Genomic DNA, 25,525 nt, shown 5'->3' on the forward strand with positions numbered 1-25,525 from the left:
GACATTTTACCATGGCCAGAAAAACGTTCACAAAAGAAGACATTAAACGCATCGCACAAGAGGAAGACGTACGCTTTATTCGTCTTCAATTCACGGACATCCTCGGAACAATCAAAAACGTCGAGGTGCCGATCAGTCAATTGGACAAAGCACTTGATAACAAGATGATGTTTGACGGATCGTCAATCGAAGGATTCGTCCGCATCGAGGAATCAGACATGTACTTGTATCCAGACCTCAACACGTGGGTTGTCTTCCCGTGGACAGATGGCAGCGGAAAAGTTGCTCGCTTAATTTGCGATATTTATAACCCAGACGGCACACCGTTCAGCGGTGACCCGCGCGGTACACTCAAGCGTAACCTTGAGAAGATGCAAAAACTTGGTTTCACAGCGTTCAACGTTGGACCAGAGCCAGAGTTCTTCTTGTTCAAAAAAGACGCATCAGGTCGCCCGACTCTTGAACTCAACGACCAAGGTGGATACTTCGACTTGGCACCAGTTGACCTCGGTGAGAACTGCCGTAAAGAGATCGTCATCGAACTTGAAAACATGGGCTTTGAAATCGAAGCATCACACCACGAAGTAGCACCAGGACAACACGAAATCGATTTCAAATACGCAGATGCTGTCACGACGGCAGATAACATCCAAACGTTCAAACTCGTCGTTAAGACGATTGCAGCGAAGTATGGTCTTCACGCGACGTTCATGCCGAAGCCGCTATTCGGTGTAAACGGTTCAGGGATGCACGCGAACATGTCACTCTTCAAAGGCGACACAAACGTCTTCTACGATCCAAACGGCGACATGGAACTTTCAGATACAGCTCGCGCGTTCACAGCCGGTATCTTGGAGCACGCTCGTGCCTTCACGGCAGTATGTAACCCGACTGTCAACTCATACAAGCGTCTCGTACCAGGCTACGAAGCACCTTGCTATGTTGCATGGAGCGCACGTAACCGTTCGCCACTCGTACGTGTACCAGCGGCACGTGGTCTCTCGACTCGTATCGAAGTACGTTCGGTTGACCCAGCGGCGAACCCGTACCTTGCACTTGCTGCCCTCTTGGCTTCAGGTCTTGACGGGGTCGAAAAGGATTTGAATGCACCTAAACCAATCGATAGCAACATTTACGTGATGGACAAGCCAGAGCGTGTAGCAAACGGAATCGACGATCTCCCGGCCACACTCTTCGACGCACTCGAAGTCCTTCGTGCGGACAAAGTCGTGATGGACTCACTTGGTGAGCATATCGGTGAACATTTCCTCGAGTTGAAAGAAATCGAGTGGGATATGTTCCGTATGCAAGTAACAGAGTGGGAACGCGATCAGTACATGACGCTCTACTAAATAGAAGAGATATATAAAAGAGTATGGAGCATCCCTCAATTTGGGATGCTCCATACTCTTTTTGATAAATCATAATAGCGGAGATATCTTTATGATTCCGGCTCTTCTCTAACCTTCACGGGGACCCAAACCTCGCTATATACGTTGTCATATCCTGTTTCTATTTTGCTAAATGAAATGCTTGGTAAGTCTTGAAGTGCGTATCCCGAAGAAGGTAACCATTCTGCATAGGTTCTTGCCATCGTCTCTTGTAGAGTGCTTGGGAATGGTCCAGTGTTCGGGAAGATTGCCCATAAACTTTTTGGGATTGAGATCACTTCGACATCGTCATACTTAATTTCTCTTGTCGTGGCAAAACCGATCATATGTGTCAAATAACCTTCTTCTTCTAAGTGACCGTCATCAAAGTTGAACGATACGTTCAAGGCACGATGCGGATATAAATTGCCCAATTCATGCATGTGAGCCCGTTGCTGTTCCGTAATCGACTTCGCGAGTTCCATGATTTCTTCGTTGACTCCCTCGAATTGAATAGGGACACGCTTTGAAACTCCAACGATTTGAAAAGCTTCTTTTTCTTCTAACTTGAACTCCATTGATGTTCCTCCTTTTATATCGATATAAAACGTGAAGCGAGGGAACGACTTTTGAATGTGATTCTTCATGACTTCAGAAGGCAAATGACCAGACCAATCTCGAAACGCTCTGGAAAACCCTTCGACCGATTGATATCCATAGAGATATGCGATTTCTGTTACGCTTGAACCATGAACCAATTTTTCATTTGCGATAGAAAACCGTCGATTTCGTATATAAGTGTGAAGTGTCATTCCTGACATATACGAAAACATTCTCTTAAAATGATGAGCAGATAGTCCGGTGATTTTTGTGATCTCTGAATCTAAGAGTTCTTCCGTTAAGTGCTGTTCGATAAAGTCCATCAGCTCATTTAATGCTTTTACCATCAAGTTCTCCTCCTTCATAGTTTGACAATATCGGATTTCTTCCAACTCATCTCGATAATTTGCGTGCAGGAAAGATCGGGTCGTATTAGTTTAAGCATTTCATTCATAAAATGGATACCCTATAACACGTTATCATTCCAATTAAAACAAAGGACCACCTTCTGTACTTCACGAAGGTGGTCCTTTGTTGGTTAAAACGCTTTTTTGAAAAACGTTGAAGTATAGTCGAGCGTCGTATGCAGTGTCGTCGCAAACACGAGCCCTAAAAAGAAAGACATGCCATGAATGTCCACCCATGAGCGGATTGCCTCTTCGTATGCCGTGAAGGGCAAGATCAGCACGAGCGGGAAGCCGATATACGCAATCCGAATCACATCACTCAAACCAGGTAAGTGTGAGAAGAGCGAACGGTGCGGCATAAGCTTTACGTAAGGGAGCCAGATCAATTTGAGTGGTCCCCATCGATAATAGGCGTCTGATTTTAAATCGAGGTCCGGGGAGAGCCAGAGTGTACCGATAATGGCGCCGATGATCAAAGAGAATGGAACATCGATTTCAAGAAAAGGCGTGGCAACCGCGAGTGCTCCGGTTGCCACGAGATTCGTTCGGGTATGGGTCTTGCCACTAGCCATTAATGAATCGTACGGTATACACCGATAACCTTTCCTAAAATCGAGACGTTGTCAAAATACATCGCTTCTAACTCGTCGTTCTCCGGTTGAAGGCGGACCTTTGAAGCTTCCTTGTAAATCCGCTTCACGGTCGCTTCGCCTTCTTCCGTCATGGCGACGACAATCTCTCCATTGTCGGCCGTACTCTGTTGGCGCACGAGCACCCGGTCCCCGTCCAAGATGCCTGCGTTGATCATCGAATCCCCAGAGACAGACAACATGTATACATTATCTGACCCGACGATATGTGCCGGGAGCGGGAAGTGTTCTTCCACGTTCTCGATGGCGGTGATCGGCGTCCCGGCAGTGACCTTCCCGATGACCGGTACGTACATGACGGACTCTTGCTCTTCTATTGTCGGCATATCGTCAGTCAAAATTTCAATCGCGCGAGGTTTCGTCTTATCTCTACGAATCAATCCGCGTTTCTCTAAACGATCTAGATGACCGTGTACGGTCGAACTAGATGCTAAACCGACGGCTTCTCCAATTTCACGAACAGAAGGCGGATAACCTTTAGCCCGTACTTCGTCTTTGATGAAATCAAGAATCTGTTGTTGTCGCGCTGACATTTTTTTCATTATGTTCACCTCGATATAATCGAATAACCTGCAATCGCATCCTATTCTTTATGTGTCTAGTGTAACACAAGAACACATGAGCGTACAAACATTCGTTCGTTTTTTTGTGTTGACCGAACACGGGTTCTTGTTTTATGATGAGAACAGATAAACGAACAAACGTTCTAACGAACATATATTCTTATACGGGAGGCAATTCAATCATGAAAGACACACTCAACGGAATCATTTTAGTCGGGATGCTCTTGGTCGGGATGTTCGCTTTTTATTTGGCTGGTGAAATGCGAGGGGAACCAAAAGTTGTCGATCCGGTCGTCACGTCAGAGCGGACGATTGAACAAGAGGTCGCATACGTCGAAGCGGAATCGCTCGAAGCACAGATCATGGCAGAGCGTGAAGAGCATAACGAACGAAAAATGAAATGGTATGCCGCTGAGTGATTGTTCTTCATTGCGAACTATTCTTGAACTGTGTATCGTAACAAATGAATGCAATGAAAGGGAGTGGTGCGATGCGAGTCGTCATCTATTGCCGGGTATCGACGAACAAGTCTACCCAAGAGACATCACTCAGTCGGCAAGTCGAAGAATTACAGCAGCTGGCTTCGGGATTAGGGGCCGACGTCATAGATGTCATCACAGAGCAAGAGAGCGGTTATGAAGTCAATCGGCAAGGGCTACTTGATTTACTTGACCATGTATCCACTTCTCAGCTCGATGCTGTTCTCGTCACGGATGACAGTCGTTTAGGACGAGGGAATGCCAAGATTGCGATTTTGCATACTCTAATGAAGCATGACGTGCGATTGCTGACGATGCAGTCGACGTCGGACTATGTCGTTTCCGATGCCGAGAAGATGGTATTGGAGATTGTCAGTGTTGTCGAAGAGTATCAGCGTAAGATTCATAACGCTAAAATTTCTCGCGGGATGCGCCGTGCCGTCGCCAACGGATTTAACCCACAGCGCAATATTCAAAATAACGATCAAGGCGGGCGACATCGAATCGAAGTGCCGATTGAAGAGATTATTCAATTACGCGAGCGTGGCTTGACGTTTGCTGAGATTGCGGCGACCCTTCGAGGATTTGGTTATGAAGTCTCGAAAGCGACCGTCAATCGACGTTATCTCGAGCACCAGTCAGTAGCTGAAACTTGATTCTTCCTCTTTGATTTTGTAAAGTATAAGAACAAATTCACTAGAGAGGGGGCGAGTCAGATGTTAGCACCAGGACAATTGGAGCGAATCAATTTCCTCGCCAACAAAGCGAAGACAGAAGGACTGTCTCAAGACGAAATGAACGAGCAACAAGACTTGCGTCAAGAATATTTGAAGGCGTTTCGTCAATCGTTCAAATCACAGATGATGGGGATGAAAGTCGTCGACCCAGATGGGAACGACGTTACCCCAGAGAAGTTGAAAGAAGACCAAAAACGTTATCGCGGTGAGTGATTCCGAATGCACATCCTATTTCGTATAGGATGTGCATTTTTGTTATACACGAACACGCATCAGACGAACGGATTACACGCTATTTCATACAATAGAAGGAAACGATTTCACCAAATGTGTTATACTAATTAATTAGTTGTGACACACGATTGAGTGTGATAAAATATGACGGGTAGAAAACCTTCTTAACACAGAGAGGATGAAATTAGTGGAAACAACTACTAAAGAATTATTAGCGATTAACTCGATTCGGACGCTCTCAATTGATGCGGTCCAAAAAGCGAACTCTGGTCACCCAGGGATGCCGATGGGCGCTGCCCCAATGGCGTTTACACTTTGGACAGATAAAATGCGTCACAACCCGAAAAACCCGAACTGGTTCAACCGTGACCGTTTCGTGCTTTCAGCGGGTCATGGATCGATGCTCTTGTATTCGCTCCTTCACTTGTCTGGCTATGATTTGTCGATGGACGATTTGAAATCATTCCGTCAAATGGACTCGAAAACACCTGGTCACCCTGAGTACCGCCACACGGCTGGGGTAGATGCGACGACGGGCCCACTTGGACAAGGGATTGCGATGGCTGTCGGGATGGCCATGGCAGAGAAACACTTAGAAGCGACTTACAACCGCGACGAGTTCAACGTCGTTGACCACTACACGTTCGGCATTTGCGGTGACGGAGACTTGATGGAAGGTGTATCTGCTGAGGCGGCTTCTCTTGCAGGTCACTTGAAACTTGGTAAACTCGTCGTTCTTTACGATTCAAACGACATCTCTCTCGATGGCGACCTTCATAAGTCATTCTCTGAAAGCGTAGAAGACCGATTCAACGCTTACGGATGGCAAGTTATTCGTGTCGAAGACGGAACGGACATCGATTCAATCGCAAAAGCGATTGATGCTGCGAAAGCAGAGACGTCGAAGCCGACATTGATCGAAGTCAAAACGGTCATCGGATTCGGTTCACCGAACAAGTCGGGTAAATCGGCATCACACGGTGCGCCACTTGGAGACGCTGAAATCGAATTGACGAAACAGTTCTACAAATGGGAAGGCGAGTCATTCTACGTTCCAAACGAAGTATATGACTTATTCAACGAGAAAGTTGTCGAGCCTGGTGCGAAATATGAGTCAGACTGGAACGAACTCGTTGAAGCGTATAAAGCGGCACACCCTGAGCTCGGAGCACAGTTCGAGCGTGCGATGAACAATGAGCTTCCTGAAGGTTGGGATAGCGAGTTGCCGACATTCGAAATCGGTTCGAAAAAAGCAACACGTCAAACGAGCGGTGAAGTGTTAAACGCAATCGCAAAAGCAGTACCGACACTCTTCGGTGGGTCGGCTGACCTTGCCGGATCGAACAACTCGATGATCAAAGGTGCGGCAGACTTCGATGAAGATCCAGCTGGCCGTAACATCTGGTTCGGTGTTCGTGAGTTCGCGATGGCTGCAGCTGTGAACGGTATGGCCCTTCACGGTGGTGTCCTTCCTTACGGTGCGACGTTCTTCGTCTTCTCGGATTACCTCCGTCCTGCAGTCCGTCTCGCAGCACTTATGGGACTTCCATCGACGTTTATCTTGACGCACGACTCAATCGCAGTCGGTGAAGATGGCCCAACGCACGAGCCGGTCGAACATTTGATGAGCTTCCGCGCGATGCCGAACCTCTCTGTTCTTCGTCCTGCTGACGGCAAAGAAACGATTGCAGCTTGGAAACAAGCAGTGACATCGAAAACGACTCCTTCACTTCTCGTCTTGACTCGTCAAGCGTTACCAGAACTCGAAGGTACATCTATTGAAACGGCAGCAAAAGGAGCTTACGTCGTTGCAGGTGAATCGAAAGATGCAGACGTTCTCTTGCTCGGTACAGGTTCTGAAGTACACGTTCTCGTTGAAGCGCGTGAACAGCTCGCGTCAGAAGGTGTGAAAGCGGCAGTCGTCTCGATGCCATCATGGGAACTCTTCGAAGCGCAATCTGCAGAGTACAAAGAATCTGTTCTTCCATCTTCAGTCACGAAACGTGTATCACTTGAAGCGGGTGCGACACTTGGATGGTACAAATATGTAGGATTCGGTGGTAAAGTGCTCGGAATCGACAAGTTCGGAGCATCTGCACCTGGTGACCTCCTCATGAAAGAGTACGGCATGTCAGTCGACAACGTCGTCAATGCAGTAAAATCACTTTAATCTCAAGTTAGATTGTTGTGACGGCCAATTGTTTGGCCGTCACTTTTTTTCTGGACGACTAGCGAAGTTGTTCAATTTAGTGTATAGTAAAAAACGATGTTTCATATGGTAGAGGAGGTAAAGCCTTGAGTACATTATTCTGGATTCTTCTTGTCGTGGCAGCACTCATCGGGGGTATCGCGATTGGATTCTTTATCGCGCGTAAATACATGATGAACTACCTTGAACAGAACCCGCCAATCAATGAAGATATGATTCGTACGTTGATGATGCAGATGGGTCAAAAGCCATCACAGAAGAAAGTCAACCAAGTGATGCGCGCCATGAACGTGCAGATGAAAAACGAAAAGAAATCATAATCAATCACGAAAGCACTTCGGTTCCCGAAGTGCTTTTTTGTTTCCTCTTTTTGTTAGACAATCGAACAGACTTTCGCTACGATTAATAAATAATCTTCATCTAAAGACAAAGGGGGGCGTTTCACATTCGTGTATTCAAACAATTATCTTGGTTTTTGCGTCTTGAGTGGAAGACGTACGCGCTCGGCATCGTCTTACTGATCTTCGTGGCTGGTCTAGAACTGATTCCACCACGCATCATCGGACGGATTGTCGATGAGATCAACCGTGGTTCGCTTTCGTCCGACACACTCTGGCTATTATTAGGGGGACTTGCCGCTGTTGGAATTGGAAACTATATCGCCCGCTTCTTTTGGCGCTATTTTATTTTCGGCGCATCGATTCGTCTAGGAAGAATGCTTCGTAGCCAACTATATCGGCATTTCACAGATCTTGATCAGCGATTTTATAAAAAGTCACGGGTCGGTGATTTGATGGCCCATGCGACAAATGATGTACAAGCCGTATCGATGACGGCCGGTGCGGGGATTTTAACACTCGTCGATAGCGTGACACTTGGGACGTTCGTCATCATCACGATGATTACAACAATCAGTTGGAAATTGACGCTCGTTGCCTTACTACCGTTACCAATCATGGTCGCTTTGACGACGCGATATGGAAAGATGTTACATAGCCGATTCGGGGTCGCCCAAGCGGCATTTTCAGAATTGAATGACAAAGTGCAAGAAAGTGTCAGTGGCGTCCGTGTCTTAAAATCGACGGGGGAAGTCGGTCGGGACGTGGAATCGTTTGAGAATTTATCGAGTGAAGTCATGGCCAAAAACGTACGAGTCGCGAAGATTGATGCCTTATACGACCCGACCATCTTCGGAATTGTCGGATTGTCTTATATCCTTTCGGTCGGGTATGGAGCCGTCTTGATTGAACAAGGAGAATTGACGATTGGACAGATCGTCAGCTTCACAGCTTATTTGGCACTGTTGACATGGCCAATGTTAGCCTTTGGATGGTTGTTCAACATCGTGGAGCGTGGACGTGCGTCTTACGACCGGATTGAGCGGATGCTCGCCGTCAAACCTGAGATTCAAGACGACCGCATGGCTGCGACGACGCTCTCTCATTCAGAGGTGGAAGTTGATATTCGAAACTTCGCCTATGACGAGACCGTTGTGCTCCACAATGTTCATTTTCGGATTGAGCGTGGAAAAACCATCGGGATTGTCGGCAGAACAGGTGCAGGGAAGACAACGATTGTCCGTCTGTTGACACGTGAGTATGACGTGAAAGATGGAAAGATTAAAATCGGCGGGATCAACATCCGCCAAGTGAAAAAGTCACTTCTTATGGATAAGATTGCGGTCGTGCCGCAAGATCACTTCTTGTTCTCGGATTCGATTGCGAACAATATCGCGTTCGGAAGACCCGATGCGAGCATGGAAGAAATCATCGAAGCGGCTAAGGTCGCTGAGGTGCATGAAGATATCGTCCGTCTTCCGGAAGGCTATGCGACACTCGTCGGTGAACGCGGGGTCACATTATCAGGTGGCCAGAAACAGCGGATTTCCATCGCACGGGCGCTCATGACAGCGGCTGACGTCTTGATATTAGATGATGCGTTATCTGCGGTCGATGCGAAAACGGAAGAGTCGATTATCGAGCATTTTCGAGTCGGCAATCCGGACCAGGCGCGCGTCATCGTCGCCCATCGACTTTCCGCCGTGGAACATGCTGACGAGATTCTCGTGATTGAGGACGGAAATATCATTCAGCGAGGTCGTCATGAGGCATTGCTTCAGGAGACAGGCTGGTATCGAGAGACATATGATCGTCAGAAACTTGAAGCGATTGTAGAAGGGGGTGGACACGATGAAACATGATGTCCAAGAATGGCAAGTCATCAAGCGACTGCTCAGTTACGCGAAACGGTATGGTAAACCGCTCAGTGTCGCCTTCGTATTTCTCTTGATTGCGACAGGTGCAAAGTTGGCAGGGCCGTTTCTAATCAAAGTGTTCATCGATGAATTCGTCACACCGGGTGTCTATCCAACGAACTGGGTCATCGCTCTCTTCGCCGTCTATATGGTTCTTCACGTATCTGCAATCGTGTTTGATTATCTACAATCGATTTCGTTTCAAAAGATTGCGCTGAAGATTGTTCAAAATATTCGGATGGATATTTTCCGCCACGTCATGGGGATGCGGCTCGCTTATTTTGACCGTACACCAGCGGGCGTCCTTGTATCGCGTATTACGAACGATACGGAGGCGGTGAAAGAGCTCTATGTCGGAGTGATGAGTACGTTCGTTCAGTCTGCCGTTCAGTTGATTGGGACGTATATCTTCCTCTACATCTTGGAGCCCCCGCTCGCGACGATGGGGCTCATCTTGTTGCCTCTCTTCTGGCTTATCATTTGGGCGTATCGTCGTTTCTCGACGAAATATTTCGCGCAAGTGCGGGATTTGTTGTCACAACTCAACGCCCAGTTGAACGAATCCATCAACGGGATGGGCATCATTCAACAATTTCGTCAAGAAGAGCGTCTCATCCGTCAGTTCGAAGAGACGAACGAAGCGCATCAGGAGGCACGATATCGGAACTTAAAACTCGATAGCATGTTGCTACGCCCAATCATCGAACTCCTTCTTGCCTTCTCCATCATCGGTCTGCTCGGCTATTATGGGGTGCTCTCCATGAGTGAACAGGTTCAGGTAGGGGTCGTGTATGCTTTCATCAGCTATATTGAACGTATTTTCCGTCCTGTACTCGATATCATGCAACGATTGAGCGAATTTCAACAAGCCGTCGTATCGGCGGATCGTGTCTTCAAAATTTTAGATACGGATGAACCGGCTCCAGGTAAACGGATGCCTGGTGAAGCGCGGATCACTGATGGGGAAGTTCGATTCGAAGACGTGACGTTCAGTTACGACGGAGAAGTTGACGTGTTGAAACAAATTTCGTTCGTGGCGAAACCTGGTGAGACGGTAGCGCTCGTTGGTCATACTGGGAGTGGTAAAAGTTCAATCATCAATTTGTTGACCCGTTTTTACCCATATGAATCTGGTCGCATCACGATTGACGGGCAACCGCTCGAACAGTTCGAGGAGCAAGAGCTTCGTCATCAGGTCGGGCTTGTCCTACAAGACCCATTCTTATTCACCGGAACAATTGAAGAGAATTTGAAGCTGTTCAATCCGGACATCGATTCTGAGCGCGCGCGTGAAGCTGCTGAATTCGTCCAAGCGCATACGTTCATTGAAAAGTTGGATGCTGGCTATGGCCATGTCGTCGGAGAGCGTGGAGCGACGTTCTCAAGCGGGGAGCGTCAATTGCTCGCTTTTGCCCGTACGGTCGCACGTAATCCAAAGGTGCTTATTCTCGATGAAGCGACAAGCTCCATCGATACCGAAACAGAAGAGCGTGTACAGACTGCGCTCGATCGGATGCGTCGGGGTCGGACGACGATTGCAATCGCTCACCGCCTGTCGACGATTCAAGATGCAGATTTGATATTGGTCTTGCATCGCGGTGAAATCGTAGAGCGTGGCAATCATCAACAGTTATTGAAACAAGACGGACTGTACAAAAAGATGTATGAACTGCAATCCGGACAACGTCTGATGTCTTGATTTGGAAAGGATACCTATTCAGGTGTCCTTTTTTCCATGGAAAAAGCTCGTCACACAAGGTGACGAGCCGTCAAGTTTCAAGAATGAAATTGCTCTTTATTATGCTTTGATAGGACATGACGAGTGATTAGAGAGTCAAGTTCTTGGCTTACTGAAATGACTTCAGGTGAGGTCCAAGAATGCTTTGACGCGATTTTATACAGTTCATCACGTTTTTGTTCAATGGCCTGGTGTAGTGTATCTGCTGCGGTGACTGCCACGTTCGTTCCCCCATCATGTAAATTAGAATTTTGTGAACTGGAATATCCAAATCTTAGCACCTCCGTTTACAGATGACAAGTTTCATTTCCATTTCAAAAATTACAAAATGATGTTGAGGTTTGAAAGAAAAGATTCGAGCAATTTAAATAGGATTTCGCTATAATGGTCGTGAAAGGTGGAAATCGTCATGGAAGTCACATTATGGCTCGCATTTGGGGCGGGCGTCTTATCGTTCTTGTCACCATGTACGCTCCCGTTGTATCCGGTCTTTCTCTCGTATATCACTGGGGTTTCCGTATCTGAGTTAAAAAATGAAGGATTAAAACAGCGTACAGCTTGGTTCCACACATTTTCGTTCTTATTCGGTTTTTCGATTGTCTTTCTCGTGCTAGGGTTGTCGACTTCGTTGATCGCAGACGTCTTCATCCAATACAAGGACAGTCTACGCATGTTCGGCGCCATTTTGATTTTCGTGTTCGGCGTCTTTTTGGCGGGCTTATGGCAACCGCAATTTATGATGCGTGAAAAGAAAATGGATATCGGCGAACGAAAGAGCGGTTATTTTGGTACCGTTTTAATTGGTATTGGATTTGCGGCCGGTTGGACACCGTGCACAGGTCCGATTTTAGCTGGTGTGATCGCACTAGCCGCCACGAACCCGAGTCAAGGGCTCGGCTATATGTTGGCGTATGTCATCGGATTTGCAATTCCATTTTTGGTGATGGTCGCATTCGTTGGCAAGATCAAGTACTTAGCACGCAACAGTGCAAAAGTGGCAAAAGTCGGAGGCTATTTGATGATGGTGTTCGGCGTACTATTATATTTTGACGGAATGAATCGGTTCGCTGCATGGATGAGCGAGCTTGTCGGATTCACCGGATTTTAAGGGGTTGACCGAGATGTCAATGTTATGGGGGTCGACTCTCGTCGCGTTGTTAATGGGTATCGTAGCGAGCTTTGTTCGTGTAAAAGCATCGGCAAAGCCGACGAATGCGAAGAAAATTTTAATCCCACCACTTGCGATGACGACCGGGATGATTCAGTTTTTGATTCCCGCGTTTCGCTTATCATGGGTCGAAGTGGCTGAGGCCCTTGCGGTCGGGCTCATCTTCAGTCTGTTTTTGATTAAGACATCAAACTTTGAAAAACGGGACGGCGAAGTGTATCTCTCACGATCGAAAGCATTTTTCGTGGTCGTGTTCGCACTCCTTGCCATCCGTACAGCAATGAAGGTTTGGGTCGGTCATGAGGTCGATATCTTCTCGACCGGCGGATTGTTTTATTTGATTGCTTGGGGGATGATTGTCCCGTGGCGAATCGCCATGTATCAAAAATATAAACGAATCGCAATCACGTAAAAATGGAGTGGCGTTGAGCCACTCCATTTTTTATTTAGTCTGCTTTCGTAGCGGCGACTTCGGTCTCCGCGTCGATTCCAGTGTTCGCCTTGACGAGGACGCGTTCATAGTTTCCTGCTGCTTCATCTGATTTCGTGACCAGTGTACCAATCACGGCAGCGATGAAACCGAGGGGGATTGATACAATCCCGGGATTGGATAGTGGGAATAGGGCTTCACCGACAAAGATGGCCGAACCGTCCGGAGCCCAAAGGTTCGGGCTGAGTGCGACTAGAATCAGTGAGGAGAACAAACCGACTACCATTCCCCAAATGGCGCCACCTGTATTAAAGCGTCTCCAGAAAATCGTAAAGAGAATCACAGGTAAGTTCGCACTCGCCGCAACGGCGAAGGCGAGCGAGACAAGAAACGCAACGTTCATCGACTGGGCGAAAAAAGCTAGTCCCATTGAGACGAGGGCGACCGCAACTGAAGCGATTCGCGCGGCTTTCACTTGTTCAGTTTCTGTCGCTTCCCCTTTACGAATGATATGTCCGTAGAAGTCATGGGCGAAGGCGGAAGCAGCTGACAGTACGAGTCCAGCGACAACGGCAAGAATTGTCGCGAACGCGATTGCGGCAACGAAAGCGAACAAGAGGTCACCACCGAGCACTTGCGCGAGAAGAGGGGCCGCCATGTTGCCGGCAGGGTTTGCGGCGAGAATGGCATCACGTCCGACGAATGCTGCGGCACCGAAACCTAGGAAAATGGTCAAGATATAAAATGCACCGATGATCCATGTCGCATAGACGACGGATTGCCGAGCAGTCGGTGCATCTTTGACGGTGAAGAAGCGAATCAGAATATGAGGGAGCCCTGCCGTACCGAGCACGAGCGCCATGTTTAATGAAATGGTATCGAGCGGTAGCTTGAACTTGTTCCCAGGGTTCAAGAAGTCACTTCCGAGTGGGGTCGCTTTACTGACTTCATTAAACATCGTCGTGACGGAGAAATCAAAACGAGCGAACACGAGAAATGAAATGATTGCCGTCCCAATCATCAGAAGTACGGCTTTCGTGATTTGTACCCAAGAAGTGGCCGTCATGCCACCGAAAACGACGTAGACTGTCATTAAGATTCCGACGACGACGACACTTGTCGTATAAGGGATTCCGAGTAACAGTTCAATCAAAGCACCCGCTCCGACGAGTTGCGCAATCATGTAAAAAATGGAGATGACAATCGCATTCATCGCTGCGACACCACGTACGCGAGGCTTGTTAAAACGTGCCGCAATCATGTCTGCCATCGTATATTTCCCAAGATTTCGCAATGGTTCGGCGACGAGATAGAGGACAACGAGATAGGCAACGAGGAAACCGATTGAATAGAAAAACCCATCGAATCCCGCAAGCGCGATCATACCTGCAATTCCGAGAAACGATGCGGCAGACATATAGTCGCCTGCAATGGCAAGACCGTTTTGAAATCCGGTCAATCCACCATCTGCCGTATAAAAATCGCTGGCAGTTTTTGTTTTTCTTGCTGCAAAGTATGTAATCACTAGCGTGAGTCCGACAATGGCGATAAAGAGGGCGATCGCGGTCCAATTCATGATCTCACCTCGTCTTTCAATTGTTCGACGAGTGCGTCAAAGCGACGGGCACGTCGACTATAAAGTACACAAAGTGTCCAAGTCATAATGAACTGGGAAAAGGCGAACGCCCAAGCCCAAGTGATGTCCCCGATGAGTGGTGTATTCAAGATCGTCGTATAGCTCGTCAGAATCGGGAGTGTGAAATAAAAGATGAGTGAGAAGATGATAGCTGGAACGATGAAGCGATTTTTTTCCTGCATTAACCGATGAAATGTCTCATGTTCGGTAATCATGTGGGCAGATTGATGGCTTGTTGTTTGTGAAACTTGTGTTACATCATGCATAATAGACCCTCCTTGACTGTAAGATAAATCCATTATGCGTTGTGAAAAACAATTCAGTCATTCCTTTTTTTCGTGTCGAAATGAAAGACGTTATATTAATATTGGTCATACCAATTTACTGTAAGCGTTTTCAATATTGTCTAATTCGTGAACGTTATTTCGATGTAATATAAAGCTCGAGAAAAGGTACTTTTGACCCATTAGGCGAATCGCACAATTCGACAAATAAAAAACTCTATCTGAATGAGATAGAGTCTACTGCTGAAAATAGTGTTCGTATGGCGTCCAATCAATCTGTTCTTCGGTTAGCGCTTTCTTTAAGAACTTGTGATCGCGCTTCGGTGTTGCGGCGATGTAACCCTTTACCACAAGTTCGGTCGTCATTTTTTTTGCACGCGATTCAAGCGCGAATTGACCGATTTTACCTGCGATTTTTCGGATCGCCACGTCGCGGAACAACTCGGGTACCGGTGTGACGAGACGATCTAATAGCGTCCGCGTCTCCGGAGTCCAGAGATGACGCGTTCTTTCTATATAATCATCTTCGATGTCAAGTAGGGAACGTCCATCTTCTTTTGGCATTCGTTTTAAAAACTTACGAAACATGAAGTACCCGCCAATCGTCATGAGTCCAATCATGACGAATCCCCAGAATACAATGAAATACATCATCAAGTTTTCTGGCATCGTCTTTCCCCCGTTCTATACATTCACTTGCTTTCATCGTTAGTATACAAAAAAGAATCCATTTGCAAAAGGCGTACGTCCCATTAGGATAGACGAACCGAATTGATTTCGTTAGAATAGATAGCGTTGCTACGAGAATAAGCATGAACTGAGACGAGAAAGGAAAGGTCTATCCTATATGAGCCAATTGAAACAGGAAGTCGAGAGACGTCGGATATTCGGCATTATCTCTCACCCGGATGCGGGGAAAACAACATTAACAGAAAAATTACTTTTGCACGGTGGTGCGATTCGCGAGGCAGGTACGGTCAAGGCGCGCAAAAACTCAAAACACGCAAAATCTGACTGGATGGAAATCGAGAAACAACGTGGGATCTCGGTCACATCGTCTGTCATGCAATTCATCTATCAAGACAAGGTTGTATCGATCATGGATACACCAGGACACAACGACTTCGGTGAAGACACGTATCGCGTGTTGACATCAGTCGATAGCGCGGTCATGGTCATTGATGCTGCGAAAGGGATTGAAACACAGACGAAAAAACTATTCCAAGTTTGTCGGATGCGTGGGATTCCAATCTTCACATTTATGAACAAGTTGGATCGTCAGGCAAAAGATCCGCTTGAATTGATGGAAGAGCTCGAAGAAGTGTTAGGCATGCCTTCTGTCGCGATTACATGGCCAATCGGAAGTGGAATGCAGTTTGAAGGTGTCTACGACCGAATGAAAAATGAGGTCCACTTGTTCCGTGGGGAGAAGTCGACACTTCAACTGGGTGAGGACGGAGTGAACGATCCGATTCTCGCCGATCATTTGTCGGAAGAGAACTTGATGAACCTCCGCGATGAAATCGACCTTCTCGATGGAGCGGGGAACGAGATTAATGTCGAGGCGATCCAGAGCGGTAAATTGACACCGGTATTTTTCGGAACAGCGCTCGTCGACTTTGGGGTGACTGCGTTCTTGAATCACTATTTAGAGATGTCTCCGGCTCCTGAGGCACGTAAGTCGAACGTCGGTCCAATCAATCCGACATCAGAAGACTTCAGTGGATTCGTCTTCAAGATTCAGGCGAACATGAATCCGGCACACCGCGATCGCATCGCCTTTGTACGCATCTGTTCAGGTGTGTTTGAGCGTGGGATGGATGTGACGCTCACTCGTACTGGGAAAAAGATAAAATTGAGCCAATCGACACAATTGATGGCGAACGATCGAGAAACAGTCGACCAAGCGTTTGCTGGTGATGTCATCGGGATCTATGATTCTGGGACGTATCAAATTGGAGATACCATCACCACATCGAAGCAGAAGATTGCGTTTGAGGCGCTGCCAACTTTCCCACCGGAATTGTTCATTCGCGTTTCGCCGGTCAACTCGCTCAAGTCGAAACACTTCCACAAAGGGGTAGAACAGCTTGCGCAAGAAGGGGCGATTCAAGTGTATCGCAACGAATATAACGAGATTTATCTCGGCGCGGTCGGACAACTTCAATTCGAGGTATTCGAATATCGTTTAAACAATGAATATGGCGTCGATATTCGAATGGAACCAGTCTCATATAGCGTTGCTCGTTGGGTCAAAGATAAAGAGTTGAAGGCATTGAAACCGTTCCAAGATTCACGGAACATGCTCGTTACAGACCGTTGGGAACGTCCGGTCTTCCTGTTCGCGAACGAGTTCACATATGAACGGTTCGCTGAGCGTCACGCAGATGACTTGACGCTTGTTGAGGCACTTGACGTCAACGAAGAGATCGGTACGGAAGAATAAGATGTAAACACCTCGTTTCTGAGGTGTTTTTTTGTTGTGAATTAAGTCATTTTAGTTTTGATAAGTTTTACTTATGACTAATTTGTGACGGAATGTATTTTACGTCACGCTATACTTGTATTATGATAAATATGTGAAAAGTAAGCGATTACGCATTGTCGTGTGGTCGGCGCTTTCAAAAAGGGGGAAATTGCAATGGAACAGACGAATGTTTTAGACGCCTTCGCATCTCGGACAAAGTTCGAAGCGAACGGGCAATCGTATGATTTTTATCGTTTGAAAAAATTGGAAGAAGAAGGATTGACGGACATCAGCCGTCTTCCGTATTCGATTCGCGTTCTTCTTGAATCGGTTCTCCGTCAACAAGACGGGCGTGCCATCACGAAAGAACATGTCGAGAACTTGGCAAAATGGGGCACTGCCGACGTCTCGAAAGACATTGACGTACCGTTCAAACCGGCACGTGTCGTACTTCAAGACTTCACGGGTGTACCGACGGTCGTAGACCTTGCTTCACTTCGTAAAGCGATGGCAGACCTCGGTGGAGACCCAAACAAAATCAACCCAGAAATTCCTGTCGATCTCGTCGTCGACCACTCAGTTCAAGTAGACGCATATGGTTTCGCTGGCGCATTGATGAAAAACATGGACATCGAATTTGAACGTAACGAAGAACGTTATAAGTTCTTACGTTGGGCTCAGACGGCATTTGACAACTATCGTGCCGTACCACCTGCAACGGGGATTGTTCACCAAGTAAACTTGGAGTACTTGGCATCTGTCGTCCTCGAGAAGAATGATGCAGAAGGTACAGTTGCTTATCCAGATTCACTCGTCGGAACGGATTCGCACACAACGATGATCAACGGACTCGGTGTTCTTGGCTGGGGTGTCGGCGGAATCGAGGCGGAAGCAAGCATGCTCGGTCAACCATCATACTTCCCAGTGCCAGACGTCGTCGGTGTCAAAATCATCGGTGAAGTAAACCCTGGTGTGACAGCGACAGATGTGGCGCTCGTCGTGACAGAGATGCTCCGTCATGAAAAAGTTGTCGGGAAATTCGTTGAATTCTTCGGACCGTCGCTCCACACGATGCCACTTTCAGACCGTGCGACGATTGCAAACATGGCGCCTGAATATGGTGCGACATGTGGATTCTTCCCGGTCGATACGGAAACATTGAACTACATGCGTACGACTGGTCGCTCTGAAGAGTTGATTTCACTCGTCGAAGAATACTCTAAAGCGAATGATCTCTTCTATTCACCAGATCAAGCTGATCCAACGTTCACAAAAGTGTTGACACTCGACTTGTCGAAAGTCCAGCCTTCACTTGCGGGTCCGAAACGTCCACAAGACCGAATCAACCTCTCAGACGTTCAAACATCGTTCATCGATAGCTTGAGTGCTCCTGCAGGAAACAGTGGCTTCGGACTTGACCGTTCTGAACTCGACAAAACGGCGACAGTCAAGTACGAGGACGGCGCAGTCGACATGAGTACGGGAGATGTTGCGATTGCAGCCATCACAAGCTGTACGAACACGTCGAACCCATACGTCATGGTCGGTGCTGGACTCGTTGCGAAGAAAGCCGTTGAACGTGGCTTAACCGTTCCGAAATACGTGAAGACATCACTCGCACCAGGTTCGAAAGTCGTAACGGACTACTTGGATAAGGCTGGTTTGACTTCTTACTTGGACGAACTTGGCTTCAACACGGTCGGATACGGCTGTACGACATGTATCGGAAACTCTGGTCCGCTTGACCGTGAAGTCGAAGATACGATCACAGAAAACGACTTGCTCGTGTCGTCAGTCCTCTCTGGTAACCGTAACTTTGAAGGGCGCGTTCACCCGCTCGTGAAGGCAAACTTCTTGGCATCACCACCGCTCGTCGTCGCTTACGCTCTTGCAGGGTCAGTCAACTTCGACATCATGAATGATTCGTTCGGTACAGACAAAGATGGAAATGAAGTATACTTCAAAGACATCTGGCCATCAAACGATGAAATCAAAATGGTTGTCCAAGACGTCGTATCACCAGAAGCATTCCGTAAAGAGTACGAAACGGTCTTCACTGGTAACGAGCGTTGGAACGCACTCGATGTTCCGGAAGGAAACTTGTATGACTTCTCAGATGAGTCGACATACATCCAAAACCCACCGTTCTTCGAACAACTCGAACCAGAAGCGGGCGAGGTTCATGCATTGAATGGCTTACGTGTCATCGGGAAGTTTGCGGATTCGGTTACGACCGACCACATCTCGCCAGCTGGATCATTTTCGAAGACGACACCAGCCGGTCAATACCTCCTTTCTAAAGGGGTAGAGCCAATCGACTTCAACTCATATGGTTCTCGCCGTGGTAACCATGAAGTCATGATGCGTGGTACGTTCGCAAACATTCGTATCCGCAACCAAGTTGCTCCAGGAACTGAAGGTGGCTTTACGACGTACTGGCCAACTGGTGAAATCATGCCAATGTATGATGCGGCTATGAAGTACAAGGAACAGGGAACAGGTCTTGTTGTCCTTGCAGGAAATGATTACGGAATGGGATCATCTCGTGACTGGGCAGCGAAAGGGACGAATCTTCTTGGAATCCGTGCGGTCATCGCACAAAGTTTCGAGCGGATTCACCGTTCGAACCTTGTCATGATGGGTGTGCTCCCGCTTCAGTTCTTAGACGGTGAATCGGCTGAATCACTCGGATTGACTGGTGAAGAAGCAATTGATATTCAAGTCGATGAGTCTGTACGTCCGCGCGATATCTTGAACGCAAAAGCGACACATGAAAACGGAACGGTGACAGAGTTCAAAGTCATCGCTCGTTTCGACTCTGAAGTTGAAATTGATTACTACCGTCACGGTGGAATCCTGCAAATGGTTCTCCGTAACAAATTGAAATAAGTGCTAGTCCATGACCTTCCTTTGAAAAAAGGAAGGTTTTTTTCATGAATATGCAATTTTAAGGTGAAAGTTTTAAAAGATTCGGGAACAGGAAGACAGGGAGGGGTGCGCTTATGGATAAAGAAGAGAAGCTCGGAAAGAGTTGGTGGAAACGATTGACGCAACAAAAAGAGGTGGAACCGGATCGAGAAATTGATATCACCCTTTCAGAATTGCGTCAGGCGATTCACGAATATGAACAGACACTGCCAAAAGGTGTGAATCGCACCGTCCTACTGGATGACTCGCAAGAAATCGACACCAAACGCTTGAAACATCACCTTTCGGGAATCCCGAAACAACGTTTCTTCATGTCAAAAGAGACGTTTCATATCGTACCGGAAGATGAACGCGACGTCATTTATGAAATGGATCAAGTGCAACGGGCACTCGATCTGTATATGGACCAGGAGAAGAAATTACCGTTACAAACATTTCAGAACGCGCTTCAACTCGATTTGACCCGTTTACGAGAGGGGGGTTATTTAAAAACGTTGCCAAAAAGACCTTACTATGTGGTCGATGAAACATTGATTGTTTCACTGGAGCCCAAAGAAACAACTTGATGACAAGACACCTATCTATTGGACGGTAAACAATACATTTATGTACACATAGGGTTGTGACTTGTTTCAAAAGTATGTTAGGGTGGAAAACGTATATGAAAATAGAAAATTAAATAGGAGTGATTTTATGGAACGAAAAAGCCGTGTGACGACCGTATTCGTCGTATCTGCAATCATAACTGGCTTATTTACGATTTGGGGACTTTTCCCCGAGAGTTTATTAGGTAATGCCAGTCTATTAAACGTGACGAGTACGTTACAAGGCTGGCTCTCAAACGGGATGGGTTGGTTCTATCTCTTGAGCGCCACCGGGTTTTTACTGGTTGCCATCTTTTTAATCTTTTCAAGATATGGTTCGATTCGACTTGGAAAGGATACAGATCGTCCAGAATTTAGTTATTTATCATGGTTTGCCATGTTATTCAGTGCCGGGATGGGAATTGGACTCATCTTCTGGGGAGCGGCTGAACCGTTGCTCCACTTCCACTCACCACCATTCGCTTCACCTACACCTGAAGGAGATGCACGGACTGCTATGCGTTATGCATTTTTCCATTGGGGCTTCCATCCATGGGCGATTTACGCAATGATTGCGCTCGCCATCGCATATTCGACGTTTAGAAAAGGTCGTCCCGCGACGATTGGGGAGACGATCGGTTCGCTCGTCCATAACCGCTACGAACAACCCGTGAAGCAAACGGTCGATATCCTTGCGGTCATTGCGACGGCATTCGGGGTAGCGACTTCACTTGGTTTTGGTGCTCAACAAATTGCCGGTGGCCTTCATTACCTCCTCCCTGGGGTACCGAACGCTTTCGTGACACAGTTGATCATCATTGCCGTCGTAACGGTGCTCTACATGATCAGTGCTTCGACAGGTCTTGACAAAGGAATTCGAATTTTAAGTAATACGAATATTTTCTTGGCAATTGTCCTACTTGTAGCGACGATGTTTGCGGGACCGACAGCTTTCATTTTCGACTTGTTCACACAAACGGTCGGAACTTATTTGCAGCAGCTCCCGAGCATGAGTTTCCGTACAGCCGCATTTGAACCCGTTGAACGTGAATGGGTGAACGGTTGGACTATCTTCTACTGGGCTTGGTGGATTTCTTGGTCACCATTCGTCGGAACGTTTATCGCACGTGTATCGAAAGGGCGTACGATTCGGGAATTTATCATCGGAATCTTACTTGTCCCGACATCATTCGGATTATTATGGTTCTCCGTCTTCGGCGGTTCGGCCATCTGGGCTGATTTGTTCGGAGGATATAGCTTAATTGATCAAGTAAACGAAATCGGTACTGAGGTCGGGCTGTTCGCACTGTTTGAAACGTTCGGTGGTTTTGGGACGCTACTCAGTGTAATCGCCATCTTCTTGATTTCGACATTCTTTATTACATCGGCCGACTCTGCGACATACGTCCTCGGTATGCTTACATCGAACGGGAAGCTCATCCCGCCGATGGGGATTAAAATGACTTGGGGAATCATCCAATCATCAATCGCAGCCGTATTGTTGTATGCTGGTGGATTAGATGCTCTACAAGCTGTTGCGATTCTCGCAGCCTTCCCATTCATCTTCGTGCTCATCTTTATGATGATTGCCTTATTCAAGGATCTTACCGACGAACCGGATGAACGAGATAAATGGCTAGAGATGCAAAAGAAAGATGAAGATAAACTAGGTTAATTCGAAAGGGTCTCAGATGAGGCCCTTTTTCGGTCAAAAATATTTTGCTTGTCCTTCTCGCTAGTGTAGGATAGTAAGTGAAGAAACGAGGAGGATAGGCTATGAAACAACAGATAAAAAAAAGGTTGAGCTGGGTGATATTGGCCGGCATCCTCATTGTCGGGGCATTACTCGCTTATAACTTCTATGTGCTCATGGATTTGAGCGGGGAAGAGGAAGAGAAAGTCGAACCATTCTACTCGAATGTCGTGATCGGATATCAAGAACGCAAACTTCCAAAAGAAGGCGAAGAGCTCGAAGAACGAGAGTACCTTGTCACATATGATGAGGACGGACATTTTGTATCTGAAGTCGTGACGGGTCCAAATGTTGGCGCGAAAGCAGAATGGGATGGAGAGACCTACTTAGAGTTCAATCCGGACGGGGAAGAAGTTCTTCGACAGGAGACGAACTCCGGAGCAGTCGCACCTCATCCATTCTTGTCACGTGCAACGAACGAACAGATTCGTAAATGGCTCGATGACGGGACGCTTGGTTCAAGTGAAGGCGAAACCGATTTGGTCGGACGTACCGCGCAAGCGTATGTGAAATCAGAATCGGCTGAGACCGTTCCGGAAGAGTGGATTGAAAACTATCCATCGATTTTTAGTGAAGAAGAAAATAAAGAGACTGTCACATATTATGTCGATGCGCATGAACGAATCTTGCTCGCGGCAGAATCGCGGAATAACGGAAAGTTATTCCATTCGATTCGGATGACATCGTTTGAATCAAGATAATCCGATGGGGAGCAGACATGATGTCGGCTCCCTTGTCGTCTGAAAGGGAGAACAAGATGAAACAAATTCAAGTGGAACAAGTTCAAACGGACTTGACGAACTGGGAAGCTGGAGAAAAAGTAAACGAGGCGGCATTGTTATCTTACGCACATTGGTCTCGTGCGACTCAGCACCAAGAAGAATTAATTCGTTCCTTGCGGCTGCTCGCAACACATCGGCTCAAACAAAAGGAAACGATGGACCCGTTACTCAACCGCTGGGTAAAAGAGTTGGAGGCGATGAACGCACTTCCTCCAGAGCTTCGTCTGTTTCAACTGAATGAGCAGTTGCGTCGTTCGAAACAGGCGCTTCAAATTGACTGGCCCACCTTACGAGAGGCCGATTACGCCTCAATGAAGGTTCAAATCTTAACAGAGTACGAGTCAAAAACGTCAGCGTTACTCGATCAACTTGACCAACTCCATGATGAGGTGGAGGCTGCGAAGTCTGATTTGCGTGATTCTGAATGGCGCGGACAGCTGGAGAACCTGTTTGAAGCGATCATCGAAGCGATGCAAGAAGTCGCATCTCTTGAAGATGATACTGCCTCCTTGCTCGCATCCATGCAGGGGAACTATTTCAGTCGTGAAGCGTTTCATCGTTTCGGGGAGCGCGTTTCCCTTGTGAAAGAACGACTACACACGATTTGTGAGCTACTACCAGACCGTCCGAGCGAGACACGCTCGAGCGCGATTGAGTCACTTGAAGACATGATTGGGCTCGATGACATCAAAGCACGTGTAAAAGCGTGGTATCGCTTTCTCCTTTTCCAAAAAGAACGAGAGAAAGCCGGCTTTTCTTCAAAACATCAACCATCCCTTCATCTCGTCTTCACAGGGAATCCAGGAACCGGCAAGACGACATTAGCGAGACTCATGGCTGAGATTTACTTTGAACTCGGCTTATTAGGACGCCCAGACCTTGTCGAGGCAGATCGTTCGAGTCTTGTCGGTGCCTATGTTGGACAAACGGAAGAACAGGTAATGAATAAGGTGAAAGAGGCGGAAGGTGGTGTCTTATTCATCGATGAGGCATATGCATTGAAGCGTCAAGATGCGAGTGGTAGTGATTACGGACAAGCGGCCATCGATACGCTTGTCGCCGCAATGACGAGTGGCGAATATGCAGGCAAGTTCGTCGTCATTCTAGCTGGTTATCCAGAAGAAATGCGCCATTTCCTGTTAGCTAACCCTGGTTTACGATCACGATTCCCTGAGTCGAATCACTATGAGTTACCGAACTACCGTGACGAAGAATTGGTCGCCATCGGTGAGAAAGTGGCACAAGAGAATAATTACGTGCTGACGGAAGAGGCAAAGCGATCACTTCTTGCTCGAATCGACAGAGAACGAGTCGATTCGACGTTCGGAAATGCTCGGACTGTCCATAACATTTTACTTGATGCGATGTTTAAGAAGGGTTCCCGCTTCGGTGCAGACGCTCCGTTAGACGAGATGGCGCTCTTGACTGAAGAAGACTTTGATCAGCCAGAAGATGACTCGAGTCCGACATCGTTAGATGACCTGGTCGGCATGGAAGAAGCGAAAGCACAACTGGCTGAAATCGAAGCACTCGTCCAGATTCAAAAGAAGCGGAAGGCGCTCGGTTTGAAGACGGCGCCGGTCCAGCTCCATGTGACACTAACCGGAAACAGCGGTACCGGAAAAACGACATTTGCCGATTTATATGCACAGATGTTGAAACGGACAGGTTATTTGAAGCGAGGCCATGTCAATGTCGTCAGTCGTGCAGATTTAGTCAGTGGCTATGTGGGACAGACAGCTCAAAAAACGAAAGCGGCGATCCGTGACGCCCTTGGCGGCGTCTTACTCATTGACGAGGCCTATAGTTTGAACGGCGGGGCGAACGACTATGGCCGGGAGGCAATCGATACACTCGTTGATGAAATGCCGAAACATGGCGAGAATCTTGTCGTCGTCCTTGCCGGTTACGAAGGTCCGATGCGCCGATTAATTGAATCCAACCCTGGTCTTAGTAGCCGAATGAAACGGACGATTCATTTTGCTGACTATACGCAAGAACAGTTAGTAGACATCGCGAAAAACTACGCAAGTCAGTTCGGATATGTGATGGAAGAGGATGCGCTTGAGGCATTGGCTACTCGTTTAGGTGACATCAAACATGCGAACGCGCGCACCGCTCTATCTGTTATCGATGAATCGATTGCTCGTCAGTCCTATCGTTTAGTGTCGACGGAGGATGAGAATGTGTCACTCCAACAATTATTAGTAGTAGATATTAAGAGTAAGTTATAATATACTTTTCTTAGGAAA

General features: G+C 47.3%; 23 protein-coding genes. 16 read left to right on the forward strand and 7 right to left on the reverse strand.

Going from position 1 to position 25,525, the window contains the following annotated elements; all coding sequences use genetic code 11:
- Positions 1-11 precede the first annotated feature (11 nt).
- Positions 12-1,352 carry a type I glutamate--ammonia ligase gene (glnA, locus tag KNO61_RS02825; protein ID WP_031423481.1) on the forward strand — a complete coding sequence of 447 codons (1,341 nt, stop codon included), beginning with the start codon at positions 12-14 and terminating at the stop codon, positions 1,350-1,352.
- Positions 1,353-1,441: 89 nt separating this feature from the next.
- On the opposite strand, the gene KNO61_RS02830 is transcribed toward glnA, so the two are convergent.
- The 3 genes from KNO61_RS02830 to lexA form a co-directional block, all read right to left on the reverse strand.
- Positions 1,442-2,317 (reverse strand): AraC family transcriptional regulator, encoded by an 876-nt coding sequence (locus KNO61_RS02830; RefSeq protein WP_214686890.1) that lies wholly within the window; start codon positions 2,315-2,317, stop codon positions 1,442-1,444.
- A gap of 191 nt (positions 2,318-2,508) precedes the next feature.
- Entirely contained in the window at positions 2,509-2,949 is a 441-nt protein-coding gene (locus tag KNO61_RS02835) for a metal-binding protein (RefSeq protein ID WP_214757353.1), read from the reverse strand.
- Entirely contained in the window at positions 2,949-3,569 is a 621-nt protein-coding gene (gene lexA / locus KNO61_RS02840; protein ID WP_078147029.1) for a transcriptional repressor LexA, read from the reverse strand. The genes KNO61_RS02835 and lexA overlap by 1 nt, the downstream gene beginning before the upstream one ends.
- A 203-nt stretch (positions 3,570-3,772) precedes the next feature.
- On the opposite strand from lexA, the gene KNO61_RS02845 reads away from it, so the two are divergent.
- The 7 genes from KNO61_RS02845 to KNO61_RS02875 all read left to right on the forward strand — a co-directional run bounded on the left by KNO61_RS02845 (position 3,773) and on the right by KNO61_RS02875 (position 11,202).
- Positions 3,773-4,009, forward strand: coding sequence for a hypothetical protein (locus KNO61_RS02845; RefSeq protein ID WP_012726458.1), 237 nt, complete (start codon positions 3,773-3,775; stop codon positions 4,007-4,009).
- A gap of 71 nt (positions 4,010-4,080) precedes the next feature.
- Positions 4,081-4,725 (forward strand): YneB family resolvase-like protein, encoded by a 645-nt coding sequence (locus KNO61_RS02850; RefSeq protein ID WP_012726457.1) that lies wholly within the window; start codon positions 4,081-4,083, stop codon positions 4,723-4,725.
- A 60-nt stretch (positions 4,726-4,785) separates the two neighbouring features.
- A complete protein-coding gene (locus KNO61_RS02855) occupies positions 4,786-5,019 on the forward strand; it encodes a DUF896 domain-containing protein (RefSeq protein ID WP_078147028.1) in 234 nt (77 codons plus the stop codon).
- Between the two features lie 199 nt (positions 5,020-5,218).
- Positions 5,219-7,210, forward strand: coding sequence for a transketolase (gene tkt, locus KNO61_RS02860; protein ID WP_041917901.1), 1,992 nt, complete (start codon positions 5,219-5,221; stop codon positions 7,208-7,210).
- Positions 7,211-7,335: 125 nt separating this feature from the next.
- The gene (locus KNO61_RS02865; protein ID WP_012726454.1) at positions 7,336-7,569 is read left to right on the forward strand and encodes a YneF family protein; all 234 of its coding nucleotides are present in this window, start codon (positions 7,336-7,338) and stop codon (positions 7,567-7,569) included.
- Positions 7,570-7,694: 125 nt separating this feature from the next.
- Positions 7,695-9,449 (forward strand): ABC transporter transmembrane domain-containing protein, encoded by a 1,755-nt coding sequence (locus tag KNO61_RS02870; protein ID WP_214757543.1) that lies wholly within the window; start codon positions 7,695-7,697, stop codon positions 9,447-9,449.
- Positions 9,439-11,202: an ABC transporter ATP-binding protein gene (locus tag KNO61_RS02875; RefSeq protein WP_214684116.1), complete on the forward strand. Its 1,764-nt coding sequence runs from the start codon at positions 9,439-9,441 to the stop codon at positions 11,200-11,202. The genes KNO61_RS02870 and KNO61_RS02875 overlap by 11 nt, the downstream gene beginning before the upstream one ends.
- Before the next feature lie 77 nt (positions 11,203-11,279).
- On the opposite strand, the gene KNO61_RS02880 is transcribed toward KNO61_RS02875, so the two are convergent.
- Positions 11,280-11,462: an aspartyl-phosphate phosphatase Spo0E family protein gene (locus KNO61_RS02880; RefSeq protein WP_214730608.1), complete on the reverse strand. Its 183-nt coding sequence runs from the start codon at positions 11,460-11,462 to the stop codon at positions 11,280-11,282.
- Between the two features lie 188 nt (positions 11,463-11,650).
- Between KNO61_RS02880 and KNO61_RS02885 the strand changes: the two genes are divergently transcribed.
- Together KNO61_RS02885 and KNO61_RS02890 are read left to right on the forward strand one after the other, a co-directional pair.
- A complete protein-coding gene (locus tag KNO61_RS02885) occupies positions 11,651-12,349 on the forward strand; it encodes a cytochrome c biogenesis CcdA family protein (protein WP_078147025.1) in 699 nt (232 codons plus the stop codon).
- 19 nt (positions 12,350-12,368) lie between these two features.
- Complete coding sequence (locus KNO61_RS02890; RefSeq protein ID WP_078147931.1) at positions 12,369-12,821, forward strand: CcdC family protein; 453 nt, start codon at positions 12,369-12,371, stop codon at positions 12,819-12,821.
- A gap of 34 nt (positions 12,822-12,855) precedes the next feature.
- Here the strand turns inward: KNO61_RS02890 and KNO61_RS02895 are convergent, their stop codons facing one another.
- From KNO61_RS02895 to KNO61_RS02905, 3 genes are all read right to left on the reverse strand, one after another.
- On the reverse strand, positions 12,856-14,415 hold the full coding sequence (locus KNO61_RS02895) for a solute symporter family protein (protein WP_012726448.1): 1,560 nt from the start codon (positions 14,413-14,415) through the stop codon (positions 12,856-12,858).
- The gene (locus KNO61_RS02900) at positions 14,412-14,690 is read right to left on the reverse strand and encodes a DUF485 domain-containing protein (protein WP_240499876.1); all 279 of its coding nucleotides are present in this window, start codon (positions 14,688-14,690) and stop codon (positions 14,412-14,414) included. The genes KNO61_RS02895 and KNO61_RS02900 overlap by 4 nt, the downstream gene beginning before the upstream one ends.
- A gap of 306 nt (positions 14,691-14,996) precedes the next feature.
- Positions 14,997-15,428, reverse strand: coding sequence for a DUF2621 domain-containing protein (locus KNO61_RS02905; protein ID WP_031423504.1), 432 nt, complete (start codon positions 15,426-15,428; stop codon positions 14,997-14,999).
- A 178-nt stretch (positions 15,429-15,606) separates the two neighbouring features.
- Here KNO61_RS02905 and KNO61_RS02910 point away from each other — a divergent pair, with 178 nt between their 5' ends.
- From KNO61_RS02910 to KNO61_RS02935, 6 genes are all read left to right on the forward strand, one after another.
- On the forward strand, positions 15,607-17,205 hold the full coding sequence (locus tag KNO61_RS02910; RefSeq protein WP_214872583.1) for a peptide chain release factor 3: 1,599 nt from the start codon (positions 15,607-15,609) through the stop codon (positions 17,203-17,205).
- 195 nt (positions 17,206-17,400) lie between these two features.
- Positions 17,401-20,115 (forward strand): aconitate hydratase AcnA, encoded by a 2,715-nt coding sequence (acnA, locus tag KNO61_RS02915; RefSeq protein ID WP_214686887.1) that lies wholly within the window; start codon positions 17,401-17,403, stop codon positions 20,113-20,115.
- Positions 20,116-20,228: 113 nt separating this feature from the next.
- On the forward strand, positions 20,229-20,720 hold the full coding sequence (locus KNO61_RS02920; RefSeq protein ID WP_078147021.1) for a DUF3939 domain-containing protein: 492 nt from the start codon (positions 20,229-20,231) through the stop codon (positions 20,718-20,720).
- Between the two features lie 127 nt (positions 20,721-20,847).
- Positions 20,848-22,413: a BCCT family transporter gene (locus KNO61_RS02925; protein ID WP_214872584.1), complete on the forward strand. Its 1,566-nt coding sequence runs from the start codon at positions 20,848-20,850 to the stop codon at positions 22,411-22,413.
- 101 nt (positions 22,414-22,514) lie between these two features.
- Positions 22,515-23,192, forward strand: coding sequence for a hypothetical protein (locus tag KNO61_RS02930; RefSeq protein WP_078147019.1), 678 nt, complete (start codon positions 22,515-22,517; stop codon positions 23,190-23,192).
- A 56-nt stretch (positions 23,193-23,248) separates the two neighbouring features.
- Entirely contained in the window at positions 23,249-25,507 is a 2,259-nt protein-coding gene (locus KNO61_RS02935) for an AAA family ATPase (protein ID WP_214872585.1), read from the forward strand.
- The last annotated feature ends 18 nt before the right edge of the window (positions 25,508-25,525 follow it).

The sequence above is a fragment of the Exiguobacterium sp. s140 genome, assembly GCF_018617035.1.
Lineage (GTDB): Bacteria > Bacillota > Bacilli > Exiguobacteriales > Exiguobacteriaceae > Exiguobacterium > Exiguobacterium profundum.